This is a genomic window from Actinoplanes siamensis (assembly GCF_016862395.1).
Taxonomy (GTDB): domain Bacteria; phylum Actinomycetota; class Actinomycetes; order Mycobacteriales; family Micromonosporaceae; genus Actinoplanes; species Actinoplanes siamensis.
On the sequence record NZ_BOMW01000014.1, the window covers coordinates 44,034 to 60,754 of the forward strand.

Here is a 16,721-nt window from a genome sequence, read left to right on the forward strand (position 1 = left end):
GTGTGACAGATGACCCGCGGACGGCCCGGCGGGCCCGGCGGCACGACCCGGGCCGCCGGGACCGGCTGATCGACGCGGCGCTGCACGTCATCGCGGAGCGCGGCGTCGCCGGCACCACGCACCGGGAGATCGCCCGGGTGGCCGACGTGCCGCTCGGGTCGATGACCTATCACTTCAGCTCGCTGGACGAGGTGCTGGCGGAGGCGTTCACCCGGCACGCCGCGGCGGCGGCCGAGGTCTTCGACGAGCGGCTGGGCGCCGCCACCGACCGGGACAGCGCGATCGAGGCGGTTATCACGCTGATCCGCGACGACCTGATCGGCTCGCCGAACGACTTGGTGATGGCCGTCGAGTTGTATGTCGCGGCGGCCCGCAAGCCGGCGTTGCGGGCCGTCACGCAGGGCTGGATGCAGCGCAGCCGGGACGCGCTGGAGCGGCACTTCGACCCGACGACCGCCCGCGAGCTGGACGCGCTGATCGAGGGGCTGGTGCTGCACAGCGTGCTCTCCACCGACCCGATGACCCCGGACCAGATCCGGCACGCCGTCGAGCGGTACCTCCGCTGACGCGGTGCCCACCGGTGTCACGTCGCCGCTGAACGCCCGGCTGCGGCGCGGCTTCGCCGTTGCGTGCGGCGATTGTCACTGAGCGCGGCGGTTTCCGTGCGCGGGGCGACTACTGCCGGCGGGGCGGTTACTGCAAAGATACTTTAATGATCGCCTTTGAACTCGCGGTTCAGGATGCGCACGGCCTCACCGTGGCGACCCGGCTCGGCGTCGACCGGATCGAGTTGTGCTCCGCGCTGGCCCTCGGCGGCGTCACCCCGTCACTCGGCCTGATCGAGGCCGCCGTGTCGATGCCCGGCGCCGTGCCCGTCCACGTGCTGGTCCGCCCCCGGCCGGGCGACTTCGCCTACGAGCCCGCCGAGGTGGCCACCACTGTCCGCGACGTGCGGCACGCCCTCGCCGCTGGCGCCGCCGGTGTGGTGATCGGCGGTGTCCGGGCCGGGCGGATCGACACCGGCCTGGTGACGAGCGTGGTCGATGCCGCCGGGCCGGCGACCGTGACGTTCCACCGGGCGTTCGATCTGCTGCCCGAGCCGGTGGAGGCCATCGAGACGCTGCTCGCTCTGGGGGTTCGCCGCGTGCTGACCGGTGGCGGGCCAACCACTGTCGGCGACTCCCTGCCGGCGCTGGCACGGCTGGTCGCCGCCGCCGCGGACCGCCTGGAGATCATGGCCGGCGGCGGGGTCCGGGCGGATCTGGTCGGCGCGCTGGTCCGGACCGGCGTGCCGGCGATCCACGCCTCGGCCAAGCGTGCCGTCACCGAAACGGTGGACCTGACGCTGGGCACGGCGGCGCCGCCGGACGCGGCCCGCGAGACCACCGACGAGCAGGAGGCCTCCCGCATTCTCGCCGCCCTCCGCACCCACCTCTGACCGAGCCCGGCCAGAGACCTCTGGCGTCCGGCCAGCCGCGCGCGGCTGGGCGTCAGGGGTGAGTCGCGCCGGGGCGCGGGCCTCAGGCGGCCGGCTGGGCTTCCAGGCTCTCCTGCCAGACCGCCCAGCGCGTCTGCGGGCCGAGCGCCTTCGCGCGGTACATGGCCAGGTCGGCACGGTGGACGATCTCGTCGTGGGTCAGCTCGCCCGGCGCCGACACCGCCACCCCGATGCTCGCGGCCAGCGGGACCAGCTGGTTGTCGACCGCCACCGGACCCATCGCCGCCGCGATCCGGCCGGCCACGTCGTACGCCTGCTCCGGGTATTCGAGATCGGTCAGCACCACCGAGAACTCGTCACCGCCCATCCGGCACGGCAGGCCCGGGGCGGGGACGCAGCGGCGCAGCACCTGCGCGAACTCGACCAGCACCAGATCGCCGGAGTTGTGGCCCAGGGTGTCGTTGACCTCCTTGAACCTGTTCATGTCGATCACCAGCACGGCGCAGTACAGGCCGGTCCGCGCGTTGCGGGCCAGGTTGCGATGTGAGGTGGCGCGGAACCGGGCCCGGTTGGCCAGCCCGGTCAGGCCGTCGGTCAGCGCCTGCTCGTCGCTCTCCCGCTGGACCAGCTTCTGGCGGAACAGCACGAGCGTGCTCAGCACCGTCCCGCCGATCGCCAGGCCGCCCCACGGGTAGAGCGACTGCTCCTGCCACGCGGCGGTCAGCATCAGCGCGTGCGCCATCGCGACCGCCGCGAACGGCAGGTACTGACTGTGCCGGGGGGTGCCGCGGATCTCGCGCGGGCCGGCCGCGTTGGTCCGGCACTGCTCGGCGGCGGCCGCCGCCAGCAGCGCGTCGGCGGTGATCCAGCAGACGAGCTGCCACGGCGAGTGCATCTCGATCTGCCCGTGCCCGTGCAGGTATCCGTGCACCCCGTCGCCGGCCAACAGCACCAGGGTGCCGGCCGCGAGCAGGCGCAGCGGGCGCAGCGCGGACGGGTCCGAGCCGCGCAGCAGCGCGCGGGCCACCACGAACAGCAGCGCCAGGTCGGCGATCGGGTAGACCCCGGCCGCCACCACCACGGCCAGGGACAGGCCGTGCGCGTCGACGTACGGGCCGAACGACACGTACCAGAGCAGCACCATGCCGCCGGCCAGCACCGTGCCGGCGTCCAGCGCGGCCTTCCAGCGCTCCCGGCCGGTGGTCGGCGCCAGCGGGAACCGCTGCAGCGCGACCAGCAGGGTGAGTACGAACACGACGTGCGTGACGTCGTCGGCGGCGGTGATCCCGGCCGCGCGCAGCCCGGCGAACAGCAGCGGGGAGATGATCAGCACGGCGAGGCTGACGGTGACCGCCCGCCAGGCCTGCCGGAGCCGGGGCAGCATCGCCGGTGACCGGGCCGCGCGGATCGCGGCGGCCATGCCGATCACCCCGAACAGCACCCGGGCGCCCTCGGCGACGGCCTCGTGCCCGACGGTGGACAGCACCAGCACGGCGACGTACAGCAGACCGAGTGCCAGGTGCACCTGTGGCACACGTCTCGACCAGGTGTGCAAGTGTCTCTCCTCCGCCGCGTCGACCAGCCTTTGATCGGACGGGGAGCGGGCCACTTGAGGAGCCGGCGGCTCCCTAGCATCGGTGGATGCCAGTTCCGCAGACCCACGACGACGCCGTAGCTGCCGCCCACCGGCTCGCCGCCGAGATCGCCCCCGGCGCCATCCAGCGTGACCGCGACGGCGCGACGGTGATCCCCTCCGCCGCGCTCGCCGCGCTCGACTCCTCCGGCCTGCTGGCCATCACGGTCCCGGCCGCCGACGGCGGCCCGGGTCTCGGCCCGCGCACGCTGGCCGAGGTGGCCCGGATCGTCGCCGCCGCCGACCCGTCGATCGCCCAGGTCCCGCAGGCGCACTTCCTGCTGGTCGACGTGCTCGCCGTGCACGGCGGCCCGGAGGCGCGCAAACGGCTCTTCGGCGAGGTGCTCGCCGGCCGCCGGCTCGGCAACGCGCTCGCCGAGCGAGGCGGGAAACACGCCCAGGATCTGCGCACGAGGATCGCCGGCGGCCGGCTCAGCGGCGTGAAGTACTACACCACAGGGGCGCTGACCAGCGCCTGGATCGCGGTCAGCGCGCTCGACGAGCAGGGCCGGCTGGTGCTGGCGTTCGTCGCCCGCGACGCCGACGGGGTGGCCGTCGACACCGACTGGGACATGGTCGGCCAGCGCGCGACGATCAGCGGCACCGCCACGTTCACCGAGGTGCCGGTCGAGCCGGGACTGCGGCTGGACTACGCGCACGCCTACGAGCAGCCGCAGCAGCTGGGCGCGCGGGCGCAGCTCTATCACGCCGCGATCGAGGTGGGCATCGCCGGCGCGGCCCTGCGGGACGCGCGGACCTATCTGCGGACGAAGGCGCGCCCGTCCACCGAAGCGGTCCGGGCCGGCGCCGAGACCGCTGCGGACGACCCGCACGTGCGGCACCGGTACGGCCGGCTCGCCACCCGGGTCCGGGCCGCCGAGGCGCTGCTGGACTCCGCCGCCCGTACCCTCGCATCGATCACCCTGACCCCGGCGGACGCGCGGGCCGCGGCCGAGGGCTCGCTCGCCGTCGCGGCCGCGAAGGCCTTCGGCAGCGAGATCGCGGTGGAGGCCGGCTCGGAGCTGTTCCAGATGTGCGGCACGAGCTCCGCCGCCGCGAAGTACGACCTGGACCGGCACTGGCGCAACGCCCGCACGCACAGCGTGTACGACCCGCTCGACTGGAAGTACGCCCACCTCGCCGCGTACGAGCTCGCTGACGTGCTGCCGCCGAACCACGGGCAGCTCTGACGGCGCGCCGGGCGGCGACCGCGAGGCCAGCGCAGGAGGAGTGCGCGTCCACGGGCGTTCCCGGGGACGCGGGGCGGCGCCGGAGATGTTGCGCCCGGTGGCGCGGGGAGCTCAGCCGGTGTAGCGGAAGGACGCGAACACCACGTCCGCGCTGTGCTCGAAGCCGAGCCGCCCGTACAGCCGGATCGCGTTCTCGTTGTCGTGCACGGCGTGCAGGAACGGCAGCTCACCGCGGGTCAGGATGCCGGCCGCGACGGCGAGCGTGAGCCGGGCGCCCAGGCCCTGGCCGCGGAACTCCGGGTCGGTGCAGACCGCTGACACCTCGGTCCACCCGGGCATCCGGAAGCGCTCGCCGGCCATCGAGACGAGCCGGCCGTCTTTCGCGCGGATGCCCAGGTACCGGCCGAGGTCGAGGGTGCGCTTGCGGAACGGCCCGGGTTGCGCGCGGGCGACCAGCTCGAGCATCTCCGGCACGTCGTGCTCGGTCAGCGGGACGGCCTCCGGGTCGCCGGCCGCGGACATCGCCGTGCCGACCATCTGCACGCCGCGCATCCGGGACTCCTCCACCCAGCCCGGCGGCGGGGTCAGCGAGGGGCCGGTGAGCACCGCGTGGTGGGTCAGCGTGGTCAGGTCACGCCAGGCGGCCGGGTCGGCCGGGTCGCTCAGCGCGCAGAACGGGGCGATCTCGGGCAGGTATCGGGCGGCGTCTCCGGCGGCCTCGGCGTAGCCGGCCTGTGGCCCGGAGAGGGCGGCCCACACGGGGTTGTTCAACACCCCTGTGACCCTGCCCTCTACCGGCCGGTCGCGCCAGCCGATAACCGCTCGCCTCACCTTGTGAGTGAGTGTTCGGTTACCGACAGTTCCCTTTCAGGCGCTCAGTGCGGCGGGTTCGGCCAGGCCGGCGGTCAGCGCCGGGATGTCGGCCGGCCACAGCGGCTTCGCGAAGTGGTATCCCTGGCCGTATCGGCAGCCCATGGTGTCCAGGGCGTGCCACTGCCCGGCCTCCTCGATGCCCTCGGCGACCACGGCGAGGTCCAGGTTCTCGGCCAGCGTGACGATCGCGTCGACGAGCGCGTGCTGCTGCCGGCTGGTCAGAATGTCGTCGATGAACGACTTGTCCAGCTTCAGCACATCCACCGGCATCTGCCGCAAGTAGCTCAGCGAGCTGTACCCCGTACCGAAATCGTCGATCGCGACCCGGACCCCCATCGCGCGCAAGGCGCGCAGGTCCCGGATCACCTTCTCGGCGTCCTTGAGCACCAGGCTCTCGGTGATCTCCAGCAGCAGCCACTCGGGCCGCGCCCCGGCGTCCTCGAGCGCCTCGCGTACCTGCGCCACGAAGTCCGACGTCCGGAACTGCAGCGGCGACACGTTGACGCTGACGTACCGCAGCGTGGTGCCCGGGTCCCCGGCCTTCCACGCGGCGATCTGCCGCAGCGCCTCGCGCAGCACCCAGTTGCCGATGCCGACGATGGCCCCGTTCTCCTCGGCGGCCTCCACGAAGTGGAACGGGCTGAGCAGTCCCCGGGTCGGGTGCTGCCAGCGGACCAGCGCCTCGACGCCGGTGACCCGCTGGTCGGCGAGCTCGACGATGGGCTGGAACTGCAGGATGAACTGCTCGTCCTCGACCGCCTCGTACAGCTGGGTGCGCAGCTCCAGCCGCTGCACCATGGAGCTGGCCAGGTCGCTCTGGTAGCGCTGCCAGCCGCCCTTGCCCATGCCCTTGGCCAGGTAGAGCGCCAGGTCGGCGTGGCGCAGCAGCTCGGTGGCGTTCTCCGCGTCGCGGTTGAGCGCGACGCCGACGCTGACCTTGCCGCTGACCAGGTGCAGGCCGCCCTCGCCGTCGGGCACCTCCAGGGGCGCCGAGAGCTCCGCGACGATCCGGGCCGCCACGTCCTCGGTGGCGGCCGCGCTGTCGCTCTGCTCGACCAGGATGGCGAACTCGTCGCCGCCCATCCGGGCCGCGGTGCTGCCGGCCCCGATGATCGAGGAGATCCGCTGGGCCACGGCGACCAGCAGCTGGTCCCCGACAGCGTGCCCGAGCGTGTCGTTGACCTCCTTGAAGTCGTCCAGGTCGACGAAGAGCACGCCGAGCGTCGCGCCGTCGCGCTCGGCGACCAGGTAAGCCTGCTCCAGCCGGTTACGGAACAGCACCCGGTTGGCCAGGCCGGTCAGCGAGTCGTGGAACGCCTGATGGGCCAGGTCGTCCTCGAGGCGGCGCTGCTCGGTGACGTCACGCATGGTGACGACCAGGCCGTCGACCGTCGGCTCGTGGCGCAGGTCGCGCAGATCGCACTCGACGATCATGGTGCGGCGGCCGGTGCCCTTCGCGGTCAGCTCGATGCCGTCCAACTCGCCGTGCCCGCGCCGGATCCGGGCGAGCACGTCACGCAGCGCGTCCTGGCCCTCGTCGGCGATCAGCAGGGCGAGCGGTGTGCCGACCCCGATCGCGGCGCCGAACAGCTTGTCCGCGGACGGGCTGGCGTACCGGATGGTGTCGTCGTCGCTGACGATCATGATCACGTCGGCGGCGTTCTGGATCAGGGCGCGGAAGTACGCCTCGCTGTCCCGCTGGTTTATCTCCGCGGTCAGCGAGATCCGCTCCAGCACCACCGCGACCTGTGCGGCCAGCGTCTGCAGCGACGGCCGCACCGCGTGCAGCACGTCCTCGGCGGCGCCCAGGACCGTCTCGCCGTGCTGGTCGCTGTCCGGCAGCGGCTGGGTGACCAGCAGGGCCAGCGGGAACCCGCCGGCGCCCGCGGGCAGCTCGGCGGCGGCCCGCCACTCGACGGCCCTCTCTCCCGCGCCCGGCAGCGGGGGGCTCAGCTCCAGGTGGTAGGCCGCGCCGGCGGGCATCAGGTGGACGATGGCGTCGCGGACCGCCTCGCGCACCTCGGCCACGGTGTTCGCGGCGAACAGCAGGGTGCCGGCCTCGCGCAGCGCCCGCTCCCGGACACCGGCCTGTCGCTGGGCCAGCGCCAGGTCCGCGACCCGGGTCAGGACCAGCACGAACATCACCGCGGCGGCGGCCGCGATGACCGGCGCGTCGACGATCCCGCCGCGCGCGATCTCGGCCGGGCGGCCCTGCACGTACTCCAGGCAGAGCACGGCGGGGGCGATCAGCGCGGCCGCGGCCAGCCAGAGCAGCCGGTGCCGGCCGATCCCCGGGCGGAACCGCTCGGCCGGCTCGGTGAGCTGGCCCATCGACGGCCGCAGCGCGGTGTAGCCCATCGCGGTGTAGAAGACTATCCAGCCCAGGTCGACCGGGCCGCCCAGCTGCCACTCGCTGCGCAGCTGCGACTGGCCGTAGAAGATGTCCGAGACCAGCAGGCCGACCATGGCCAGACCGAGGCTGGAGAGCACCTGCGGGCGCCGGCCGGTGGCGGTCAGCATCCGCAGGATCATCGCCAGGACCAGCACGTCGCCGAGCGGGTAGCCGATCGAGACGATCTTCTCCAGCACCGAGAGGTCCTGCGCGCGGGTGAACGGCGCGATCCAGTAGACCCAGGCCAGCAGGCCCATCCCGACGGTCGGCACCAGCGCGTCGAGCAGCGCCGCCCGGTTGTCCCCGCGGCCCCACCGGGCCCGGATGAACAGCAGGAAGGCGGCCGTCAGCAGCGCGTAGACCGGCAGGTAGAACGCGTCGGTGAGGCCGGGGAAGCGGGGCTGGCGTCCGACCGCGAGAACCAGGTTGTACCAGCTGTCCCCGGTGGTGAAGAAGGCCAGCGCGGCGCTGGTCAGGTACCAGGGCAGGGGCTGGGAGGGCCGGTAGAGACGCACCCCGGCCAGGACCGCGACGGCGCTGGAGTAGCCCAGCAGCGCCCAGGTGTAGAGCTGCGCGTCCGGGATGGCGTAGTACGCGACGACCAGTACCAGCCACCAGGCGCTGAAGCACAGGCGAGCGGCCCGCGTCGTCATATCTGCTCCGTTCGTGATGATGGTTCCGACGTCCGCGTTATCGGGGGGCCGGGAACGGACCTTAGGGGCGCCGGCCGGGTCGCACCCGGTTGGCAATCAATAGACATATGTCATTGGTTAACCTTTCGGCCACGTACCGTGTCGAAAACCGTCGATGATCCGCGATAACCCACCCCAGCCAGCCCAACTACATCGCCCTGTTCTCCGGCTCCACCCAGGGCGTCACCAACGACGACTGCCCGAAGACGTTCTCCGCCGGCAACCTCGGCGCCCAGCTGATCTCCGCGGGCCGGACGTTCAAGGGCTACTCCGAGGCCATGCCGTCGGACGGCTACACCGGCTGCTCCAGCGGCACCTACCGGCGCAAGCACAACAGCTGGGTCGACTTCGGCACCGTCCCGGCCGCCAGCAAGGTCCGGTTCAGCGGTTTTCCCACCGACTACACCAAGCTTCCGACTGTCGCGTTCGTGACCCCGGACATGTGCAACGACATGCACGACTGCTCGATCGCCACCGGCGACACCTGCCTCAGGAGCGGCTCGACGGCTACGCCCAGTGGGCCAAGACCCACAACAGCCTGCTGATCGTGACGTTCGACGAGGACAACTCGCTCTCGCTGAACCACATCTGGACCGCCTTCGTCGGCGAGCACGTCACGATCGGCTCGTACTCCGAGAAGATCACCCACTACACCGTGCTGCGCACCATCGAGGCCGCGTACGGCCTGCCCGCGCTGGGCGGCGCCGCGAGCGTCGCGCCGATCACCGACGTCTGGCGGTAACAGATGTACCTGGCCTCGGTGGAACGGCCGGCCGTGAGCCGCGCCGGCCGCACCGGACACCTCGCCGGCACGGTCCTCGCCCTCGGCACGGTCAGCCTGATCACCGACGTGTCCAGCGAGATGGTTTCGGCGATCCTGCCGCTGTACCTGGTCGCCGGGCTGGGGCTCAGCCCCGCCGTCTACGGGCTGATCGACGGCCTCTACACCGGGGCCACCGCCGCGGCCGGCGCGTCCCCGCGGTGTCGGCGGTGGACGCCTCGCCGGGCGACCGGATCCTGTTCCGCAGCACGGCCGCCACGGGGTACGGGCGGGTCGGCACCGTGACCCGTGGCGCCGAGTCGGGCCCGCGGCAGCTGTCCCCTCTTGACCGCGTGTGGGTGTACGCGGCCGCGGGGCGCGGGATCTGCCTGCGGCCGGACGGGCCGCTGGCCACCTACCAGCTGGCGGTGCTCGACCCGGCGCTCCGGGTCCGGGACACCTATCCGCTGGCCGGGGTGCCGAACCGGGCCCGGGTGTCGCCGAGTGGGAACGTGCTGGCGTGGACCGTGTTCGTGACCGGCGACTCGTACACCGGCGGCCGGTTCTCCACCCGTGCCGGCATGCTCGACCTCGCCACCGGGGAGACTGTCGACTCGCTCGAGCTGTTCCCGGTCGTCCGGGGCGCCGCGCCGCCGCACGCCGTGGACGTCAACCTCTGGGGCGTCACGTTCGCCGACGACCAGCGGTTCTACGCGACCCTGTCGACCGGTGGGAAGCGGTACCTGATCGCCGGGGAGATCGGCGCGCGGTCGGCGCGGACGCTCGCGGAGAACGTGGAGTGCCCGTCGCCTTCGCCGGACGGCACCCGGATCGCGTTCAAGGAGGCGATCGGGGGAGACCCGGCGCGCGGATGGCGGCTGTCCGTTCTTGATCTGTCGACGCTGCGGCGCCGGCCGCTGGCCGAGACGCGGAGCGTCGACGACCAGGCCGCGTGGTACGGCAACGACACGATCATGTACGGGGTGCGGCGCGGCGTCCGGGACTCCGACGTGTGGGCCGTTCCCGCGGACGGGTCGGGCACGCCGCGTCTGCTCGTCCCGGACGCGGAGTCTCCCGCGGCGCTGTGGAACTAGCGCGACCACCTCAACCTCGCCTCGCACTCGCGTGATCCGCTGAGACAGGCGCCGGCGTTTGGCGCGTTCTCCGCCGGGAACAGCAGCCACATGTTCCCCGCGGAGAATTTGCGTGACTGGCGTGGCCAGAAGGTGATCGACCCGGACGGCGACAAGATCGGCGACCTCGAGGCGGTGTACGTCGACACGGCCACCGACGAGCCGTCGTTCGTCACCGTGCGGGTCGGCTTCATCGGCCGGCACCGGCTGATCTTCGTCCCGCTCGCCGGAGCGACGGTCAAACCGGACGCCGTGCGGGTGCGTTACGACAAGAAACTGGCAGGCGAGGCCCCCGCCATCGACCTCGACGGCGAGCTGGTGGCCGTCGACGAGCCCCGGGTCTTCGCGCACTACGGCCTCCCGTACACACCCGGCGCCGGCGGGGAGCGGCGGCTCGCCCGCCGCTGAACCGGGGTCGTCCGTACGATCCGTGCCCCCTGGACGAACGGCCCGAGCCGGTTCGTCATCGTTGTCGCCCCTTCCGGCGCTTTGTACGGTAGAGCGCCATGGAGTTGGATCAACTCGAGCACGAGGCCGTCACCGCCGGCGCCTGCCTCGCCCTCGACCAGTGGGAGCGCCGGCTCGGCATGCCGGCCGAGCCGGAGCCCGGCCTGGTCGCCCTGCTGGATCGGCACACTGCCCGGATCAGGGCGGCGGTCGGGTCGGTGACGCCGGTGAACCTGGCGGCGTATGCGGACGGATTCGCCGACGCCGTGTCCGCCAAGGGGTGGTCGCCGTCCGCGGTGCCGGACTGGCGGCAGGCGTCGTGGCCGGCGGTGCATCTGCTGGCGGTGTGCCTCATCGCGCGTTCGCTGTTCAGCTGAAGGCCCTGGTCGCGTTCCCGCGACCAGGGCCTCTCCGCTGTCTTCCAGCTTCGTTCCGGCCGGCGTTCCCTGTCGCCTCTCCGCCGGCTCGTGGCGCTTGTGCCGGCCGCCCGGGTCAGCCGAGCCGGCGCCGGCCCTCTTCGCCGGGCAGGTCGGCCTCGATCCGCTCCTTGCGGACGTCGCCGCTCACGGTCTGCTCCTCGGTGACGGTCTCCTTGCCCAGGCGCACCCGTTCGACCGGTACGGTCTCGGTCTGCACCACCGGGCGCTCCTCGTGCAGGGTCACCTCGTGCTCGGACTCGGTCAGGTCCGGCCCGGCGAAGGCCCGGTCCCGGTTCGCGTCGGTGACCGGCTCACGCTCCAGGCGCACCTCCTCGCGGGTGACCGGGACGCTGACCTGCTGCGGCTCGGTGGTGACATACTTGCGCAGCCGCGCCCGGCCGGTCCGCTCCCGCTCGGTGCCGACGTTCAGCCGCTCCTCGGAACGGGTCATCGCGTCGTCGCCGCGGCCGTAACCGGAGTCGCCGGCCCGGTAGTCGGCCTCGTTGGTCTCGAAGCCGGCGCTGCGGTCGAAGTCGGCGTCGCGGGTGGTGTCGAGGTTGCGGCCGTAGCCGGAGTCGCCGGCCCGATACTCGCCGCCGGTCTCCGTGCCGGTCCGGTAGTCGCCGCCCGTCTCGGCGCCGGTCCGGTACTCGCCGCCGGCCTCCGCGCCGGCCTGGTACGACCGGTAGCTGTCGTGCTGGCTCAGACCGTAGTAGGAGTAGAGCTGGTCCACCTCGGCCTGCGACAGCGGCTCGTCGTGCTCGGCGTCCACATTCGGCGCGTCCTTGACGGTCGCCTTGTCGAACGGCACGATCAGGCGGTCGTCCTGCAGGTCGGCGTTCTGCAGCGGGACCAGCGACTCGTTCAGTCCGAAGAGGCCGGTGCGCACGCTCACCCAGGTGGGCAGCCCGGCGGCGTCGGTCCACACCTGACCGGCCGAGCCGATCTTGTGCCCGTCCCGGTCGTGGACATCGCGGCCGTGCAGCGTGTGAATGTGCTCCTGCGTGATCATGGGGGGTCTCCCATCACTTGATTGTTCTGCTAGCTCTTCACACCTTTTGCTCCGATGTGTAGGGTTTTGGTCACCCGACCATTGAGATGCCCAGCGTCGCGGCCTTCTAACAAATCAAGGCGACTCATTCACTCCTCGACCACGTCAGTGGCATGATCCGCGGTCGCGGCAGCGCTCAGCGCCCGGCTTCTCACCCACCAAACGTGGCGCTCACCTCAACGCCAGCCCGCGCCCTTCGCCCGGCCCCGCGCGCCTTACCGCGCCGCCCGAACCTCGGGCACCGCCCCTCGCACAAGTTCCACCGGACCTCGCCGCGTGCTGCGTGTGGCGCCGGATGGTGCGTGTCGCGTGCCGGGTGTCGTGCCGCGTGGTGGGTGTTGCGTCGTTGCCGCGTGCTGGGTGTCGCGCTGCGTGCTGTGTGTCGCGCTGCGTGCTGTGTGTCGCGTCGCGTGCCGCATGTCGCGCTGCGTGCTGTGTGTCGCGCCGCACGCTGCGCGCCCGTGTCAGCCGGCCAGGGCGTCGACCAGGCGCCGGGCCGAGCCGGCCAGATTCCAGCGCTCGGCGAGAGCCAGCAACGTCTCCGGATCGCGCGGCTCCCTCGGCAGCGCCGGGTCGAAGTCGGGCAGCTTCACGTCGAGCGCGACCCGGCACACCGGCAGGGCCTTTGCCAGGTACTCCCGGCTCGCGTCGAGTTTCGTCCGCACACCCGGCGCGAACCCCGACCCCGGTTCGTCCAGGGCGGCCAGGATCTCGGCGATTCCCCCATACCTCTCGATCAGTCGCGCAGCGGTCTTCTCGCCGACCCCGGCGACGCCGGGCAGGCCGTCACTGGGATCGCCGCGCATCGCCGCGAAGTCCGCGTACCACCGGGCCGGCACCCCGTATTTCGCCTGGACCAGAGCCTCATCGGCGTCCTCCAGTTTGGCCACGCCCCGCCCGCAGTAGAGCAGCCGGGTCCCGCGCGAGTCGTCGACCAGCTGGAAGAGGTCGCGGTCCCCGGAGACCACCTCGACCGGCGCGGCCTGCGTCGCGGCGAGCGTCCCGAGCACGTCGTCCGCCTCGTAACCCGGCACGCCGAACGCCGGGATACCCACTGCCGCGAGCACCTCGAGCAGGATCGGCACCTGCCGCTCCAGCGACGCCGGCACCTCCTCGACGTCACCGTGCGCCACGCGGTGCGCCTTGTACGACGGGACGAGCTCCACCCGCCAGGCCGGCCGCCAGTCCGCGTCCAGCGCACAGACCAGCCGGTCGGGCCGCCGGGTCCGCACCAGCTGAGCGATCATGTCGAGGAACCCGCGGATCGCGTTGACCGGCTCCCCGGCCCCGGTCTGCGCCGCCTTCTCCGGAATGCCGTGGAACGCCCGGAAGTACAGGCTGGGAGCGTCGACGGCCAGCAGTGGTCGAGTCACGCGCCTACCCTGCCACACGGGTACGACAACTCCGGCACGTGATCACGGCCTGTCGCTCCGCGCACCCTTCATCCCTCTCGTCCCCTGAGTGGACCCACCGGCGGGACCGGTCCCCGCCCGTCCCCGACCAGACTGCCGACCCCAGCGTCCAGCGACCCGGCCGCGCGCCAGCCGGCCGGGCCCCGCACCGACTGCAGCAGCGCCGGAACTGGCGGCTCTTCGCCAGTTCGGGCGCACGCGGCCCCCGAACTGGCGCCGACCCGGTTCCCGGCATTCCCGAGCAGCTCCGGCGCTCACTCGTTGTGCAGCACCTGCGCGATGGTCAGCCGCGCCGCCGAGCGGGCCGGCAGCAGCGCGCCGGCCACCGCGATCGCCACGCCGCTGAGGGCCAGCAGCCCCAGCATCCCCGGATGCCAGACCTGCATCACCTCGGCCGGCAGGCGCATGCTGGCGGCCTCCCCGGCCAGGGGCACGATGAACCGGTGCGCCAGCATCCCGATCGGGATGCCGAGCAGACCGGCGGCCAACCCGAGCGCGGCCACCGAGGTCACCATCATGGTCAGCACCTGCCGCGGGGTCATCCCGATCGACTTCAGCATGCCGAGGTCCCGGCGGCGGTCGAGGGCGTTGAGCGCCACCGTGTTCAGCACACCGAGCGCGGTCACCGCGGCGAGCAGGATCGACAGCACCGTGGAGAAGCCGGTCACGATCGTCGCGAACTCATCGCCGCCGGTGTTGTTCCAGGCGTACAGCCCCGGGTCGGCGGTCCGCACCGCGCCGGCGTAGCCGTCCAGGCTCGTCCCGTCGGTCACCTGCACCTGGTAGAAGAAGTCGGCCGGCGCGAGCTTGCGGTCGGGGTCGAGCCGGGCCAGCGCCGCCCGCTCGGCGAACAGGCCCTCGGGGCCGGGCACCCCCCGCACCGTCTCACCGACCAGGGTGAAGGTGCTGCGCCCGCCGCCGAGCTCGATGGTGATCCGGTCGCCGAGCCGGAAACCGCGCCTGTTCATCAGTTGGGTGGGCGCGACGATCTCGTCCGGCCCGGTCATCCAGCGCCCGTCCAGGAGCTGAGCCTCGTAGCCCAGCGCCGCCACATCACCACGACCGAAATTGATCATGATGGGCTCGCTCATCCCGGCTACCGACGCCTCGTGGGTGTAGAACACCCCGATCCGGGCCGTGCCGGGCAGCCCGCGCAGCAGCGCCTCGACCTCCGTGTCGGTGCGGGTGCTGGACACGCCGAGGGCGGGGGGCTGGGGCCGCACCCCGATCTGGCCGCCGGACCGGTCACCGATCTCGGCGACCCGCACGACGGAGCCGGACAGGCCGCCGGCGAAGGTGACCGTCGTGACCCCGAGCAGCAACGTGGCCAGGGTCAGCGCGGTCCGGCCGGGCCGGGCGAACGGCAGCCCGAGGCCGAGGCCGACCGCCCGCGGCAGCCGGGTGCCGCTCAGGGCACGCTGGACGCGCAGGCCGCGGCTCCGGCGCTGGGTGCTGCCGGCGGAGATGGCCTCGGCCGCGGAGAGCCTGTGGGCGCGACGCGCGGGCAGCAGCGCCGCCAGTACGACGATCAGCGGCACACCGATCAGCCCGGCCGCCCACACCCACGGCCGGGCCCCGGCGTCCTGCCCGAACCCGAGCCCGCGGAACGTGTCGCTGAGCATCGGCTGCGCCGCGAACGCCCCGAGCACCGTGCCCGGCACCGCGCCGGCCACCGCGGGCACGGTGACCATGGTCAGGTAGACCGCCACGACCTGGCCGGGGGAGAACCCGATCGCCTTGAGCACGCCGATGTGCCGGATGCCGGAGACCACCGCCCCGCTCACCACGTTACCCACGATGATCATCGCGACCAGCAGGCCGAGCACGCCGAAAGTGCTCAGGAACGGCAGGTAGGTGCCGGGTTCGGCGGCGGCCTTCTCCTTGAGCGTCAGGTACTGCTGGGCGGCGACGAGCGCGCCGCCGGGGAGCCCCGTGGTCACCCCGGACAGCCGCGCCGTCACCGCCTCCCGCGTCGTCACGTCGCCGGTGAACCGGTACAGCATCTGGGTGGCGGTCGGGTGCAGCGCGGCGATCTGCGCCGGGGCCACCCACGCGTCGGCCGAGCCGCTGATGCTGAACGCCCATCCGACGACCCGCAGCGTCACGCCGTTCACGGTCAGCGTCGTGGTGCGGCTCTGCGGGCCGGAGTCGAAGTCGGCCACGTGCGGCTCGGAGGCGAGCACGACCTCGCCCGCGGCGGTGGCCCACCGCCCCCGCCAGAGGTCCAGCCGGTCGACGGCGCCGCCCGGGTCGGCGCGTCCCACCACGGTGAGCGGGCGGCCCGCCAGGAAGATGTCGCCGGGGTTCTCGGCTTCGACCACGACCTGCGGGAACGGCCCGCTCATCCCGGACACCCCGGTGGTCGCGCCGGTCAGCTGCGCGTCGGTGACCCGGACCGGATCGTACGCCGCGACCGCGTGCGCCCCCTGCTGGGCCGCGAAGGCCCGGTCGAACGGCGCGGAGGCGGCGTCCAGCAGCGCCAGCGAGACCACCCCGGTGGCCGTGCAGAAGAGCGCCACCAGCGCGATCACGGCCGTCTGCACCTTGCGCCGGCGGACCGCGGCCCGCGCGGCGCGCCACACCGCTCTCACAGCCGCTCCAGCGTGGACTCGCGGGCGACCCGGCCGTCGCTCATCTCGATCAGCCGGCTCGCGCACCGGTGTGCCAGCCGCTCGTCGTGCGTGACGATCAGCAGCGTCTGGCCGATCTGGTTGAGGTCCAGCAGCAGGTCCATCACCTGCTCGCCGGCCCGCGAGTCGAGCGCGCCGGTGGGCTCGTCGGCCAGCAGCAGCGCCGGCCGGTTGATCAGCGCCCGGGCCACCGCGACGCGCTGCCGCTCACCGCCGCTGAGCGCGGCCGGGTAGACGTTGCGCCGGTCCGCGATGCCGAGCTCGTCGAGCAGTTCCAGCGCACGCCTGCGGGCCGGGCCGGGCTTGCTGCCGGTCAGCTGCGCGGCCAGGGCCACGTTGTCCAGTGCGGGCAGGTCGTCCAGCAGGTTGAAGAACTGGAAGATCATGCCCAGGTGGTGGCGGCGGAACAAGGCCAGCCGCGTCTCGCTCATCTCGTCGACGCGCTCGCCGTGCACCTCGACGGTGCCCCCGGTCGGCCGGTCCAGCCCGGCGATCATGTTGAGCAGCGTGGACTTCCCGCACCCGGAGGGGCCCATCACGGCCACCGCCTCACCGGGGCGGATCTCCAGGGACACGTCGTCCAGCGCGACGGTCTCCCCGTACTCCTTGCGCACGCCGCCGAGGCGCACGATGGTCTCCCTCGTCATGGCC

Annotated in this window: 16 protein-coding genes; 9 read left to right on the top strand and 7 right to left on the bottom strand. The window is 72.9% G+C overall.

Annotation, left to right across the window (positions count from 1 at the left end; all coding sequences use genetic code 11):
- Positions 1-2 precede the first annotated feature (2 nt).
- The gene (locus Asi03nite_RS06655; RefSeq protein WP_239102484.1) at positions 3-566 is read left to right on the top strand and encodes a TetR/AcrR family transcriptional regulator; all 564 of its coding nucleotides are present in this window, start codon (positions 3-5) and stop codon (positions 564-566) included.
- A gap of 146 nt (positions 567-712) precedes the next feature.
- Complete coding sequence (locus Asi03nite_RS06660) at positions 713-1,438, top strand: copper homeostasis protein CutC (protein ID WP_203677534.1); 726 nt, start codon at positions 713-715, stop codon at positions 1,436-1,438.
- An 82-nt stretch (positions 1,439-1,520) separates the two neighbouring features.
- On the opposite strand, the gene Asi03nite_RS06665 is transcribed toward Asi03nite_RS06660, so the two are convergent.
- Positions 1,521-2,963 carry a GGDEF domain-containing protein gene (locus tag Asi03nite_RS06665; RefSeq protein WP_239102485.1) on the bottom strand — a complete coding sequence of 481 codons (1,443 nt, stop codon included), beginning with the start codon at positions 2,961-2,963 and terminating at the stop codon, positions 1,521-1,523.
- A 116-nt stretch (positions 2,964-3,079) separates the two neighbouring features.
- Between Asi03nite_RS06665 and Asi03nite_RS06670 the strand changes: the two genes are divergently transcribed.
- Positions 3,080-4,261, top strand: coding sequence for an acyl-CoA dehydrogenase family protein (locus Asi03nite_RS06670; protein WP_203677536.1), 1,182 nt, complete (start codon positions 3,080-3,082; stop codon positions 4,259-4,261).
- Positions 4,262-4,372: 111 nt separating this feature from the next.
- Here Asi03nite_RS06670 and Asi03nite_RS06675 read toward each other — a convergent pair whose 3' ends face one another.
- Together Asi03nite_RS06675 and Asi03nite_RS06680 are read right to left on the bottom strand one after the other, a co-directional pair.
- A complete protein-coding gene (locus tag Asi03nite_RS06675; protein ID WP_203677537.1) occupies positions 4,373-5,035 on the bottom strand; it encodes a GNAT family N-acetyltransferase in 663 nt (220 codons plus the stop codon).
- 93 nt (positions 5,036-5,128) lie between these two features.
- Positions 5,129-8,179, bottom strand: a complete 3,051-nt coding sequence (locus Asi03nite_RS06680) for a putative bifunctional diguanylate cyclase/phosphodiesterase (RefSeq protein ID WP_203677538.1) — start codon at positions 8,177-8,179, stop codon at positions 5,129-5,131.
- A gap of 197 nt (positions 8,180-8,376) precedes the next feature.
- On the opposite strand from Asi03nite_RS06680, the gene Asi03nite_RS37690 reads away from it, so the two are divergent.
- The 6 genes from Asi03nite_RS37690 (at position 8,377) to Asi03nite_RS06705 (ending at position 10,935) form a co-directional block, all read left to right on the top strand.
- Positions 8,377-8,763, top strand: a complete 387-nt coding sequence (locus Asi03nite_RS37690; RefSeq protein ID WP_239102510.1) for an alkaline phosphatase family protein — start codon at positions 8,377-8,379, stop codon at positions 8,761-8,763.
- A gap of 2 nt (positions 8,764-8,765) precedes the next feature.
- Positions 8,766-8,960 (top strand): hypothetical protein, encoded by a 195-nt coding sequence (locus tag Asi03nite_RS37695; protein WP_239102486.1) that lies wholly within the window; start codon positions 8,766-8,768, stop codon positions 8,958-8,960.
- 3 nt (positions 8,961-8,963) lie between these two features.
- Positions 8,964-9,284, top strand: a complete 321-nt coding sequence (locus tag Asi03nite_RS06690; protein WP_373872093.1) for a hypothetical protein — start codon at positions 8,964-8,966, stop codon at positions 9,282-9,284.
- Complete coding sequence (locus Asi03nite_RS06695; RefSeq protein ID WP_239102487.1) at positions 9,209-10,072, top strand: TolB-like translocation protein; 864 nt, start codon at positions 9,209-9,211, stop codon at positions 10,070-10,072. The genes Asi03nite_RS06690 and Asi03nite_RS06695 overlap by 76 nt, the downstream gene beginning before the upstream one ends.
- A 90-nt stretch (positions 10,073-10,162) precedes the next feature.
- The gene (locus Asi03nite_RS06700; protein WP_203677539.1) at positions 10,163-10,519 is read left to right on the top strand and encodes a PRC-barrel domain-containing protein; all 357 of its coding nucleotides are present in this window, start codon (positions 10,163-10,165) and stop codon (positions 10,517-10,519) included.
- Positions 10,520-10,617: 98 nt separating this feature from the next.
- Positions 10,618-10,935, top strand: a complete 318-nt coding sequence (locus Asi03nite_RS06705) for a DUF6401 family natural product biosynthesis protein (protein ID WP_203677540.1) — start codon at positions 10,618-10,620, stop codon at positions 10,933-10,935.
- A 115-nt stretch (positions 10,936-11,050) separates the two neighbouring features.
- Here Asi03nite_RS06705 and Asi03nite_RS06710 read toward each other — a convergent pair whose 3' ends face one another.
- The 4 genes from Asi03nite_RS06710 to Asi03nite_RS06725 all read right to left on the bottom strand — a co-directional run bounded on the left by Asi03nite_RS06710 (position 11,051) and on the right by Asi03nite_RS06725 (position 16,717).
- Positions 11,051-11,989 (bottom strand): DUF2382 domain-containing protein, encoded by a 939-nt coding sequence (locus Asi03nite_RS06710; RefSeq protein ID WP_203677541.1) that lies wholly within the window; start codon positions 11,987-11,989, stop codon positions 11,051-11,053.
- Positions 11,990-12,492: 503 nt separating this feature from the next.
- On the bottom strand, positions 12,493-13,401 hold the full coding sequence (locus Asi03nite_RS06715; protein ID WP_203677542.1) for a 5'-3' exonuclease: 909 nt from the start codon (positions 13,399-13,401) through the stop codon (positions 12,493-12,495).
- Between the two features lie 293 nt (positions 13,402-13,694).
- Positions 13,695-16,031: an ABC transporter permease gene (locus Asi03nite_RS06720; RefSeq protein ID WP_239102488.1), complete on the bottom strand. Its 2,337-nt coding sequence runs from the start codon at positions 16,029-16,031 to the stop codon at positions 13,695-13,697.
- Entirely contained in the window at positions 16,028-16,717 is a 690-nt protein-coding gene (locus Asi03nite_RS06725) for an ABC transporter ATP-binding protein (RefSeq protein ID WP_203677543.1), read from the bottom strand. The genes Asi03nite_RS06720 and Asi03nite_RS06725 overlap by 4 nt, the downstream gene beginning before the upstream one ends.
- Positions 16,718-16,721 lie beyond the last annotated feature (4 nt).

Bases quoted from the DNA above. Each gene is read 5' to 3' on its own strand.
- Asi03nite_RS06670 (WP_203677536.1), top strand. From the start codon at position 3,080: ATGCCAGTTCCGCAGACCCACGACGACGCCGTAGCTGCCGCCCACCGG.
- Asi03nite_RS06705 (WP_203677540.1), top strand. From the start codon at position 10,618: ATGGAGTTGGATCAACTCGAGCACGAGGCCGTCACCGCCGGCGCCTGC.
- Asi03nite_RS06700 (WP_203677539.1), top strand. From the start codon at position 10,163: ATGTTCCCCGCGGAGAATTTGCGTGACTGGCGTGGCCAGAAGGTGATC.
- Asi03nite_RS06710 (WP_203677541.1), bottom strand. From the start codon at position 11,989: ATGATCACGCAGGAGCACATTCACACGCTGCACGGCCGCGATGTCCAC.
- Asi03nite_RS06660 (WP_203677534.1), top strand. From the start codon at position 713: ATGATCGCCTTTGAACTCGCGGTTCAGGATGCGCACGGCCTCACCGTG.
- Asi03nite_RS06680 (WP_203677538.1), bottom strand. From the start codon at position 8,179: ATGACGACGCGGGCCGCTCGCCTGTGCTTCAGCGCCTGGTGGCTGGTA.
- Asi03nite_RS06725 (WP_203677543.1), bottom strand. From the start codon at position 16,717: ATGACGAGGGAGACCATCGTGCGCCTCGGCGGCGTGCGCAAGGAGTAC.
- Asi03nite_RS06690 (WP_373872093.1), top strand. From the start codon at position 8,964: ATGTACCTGGCCTCGGTGGAACGGCCGGCCGTGAGCCGCGCCGGCCGC.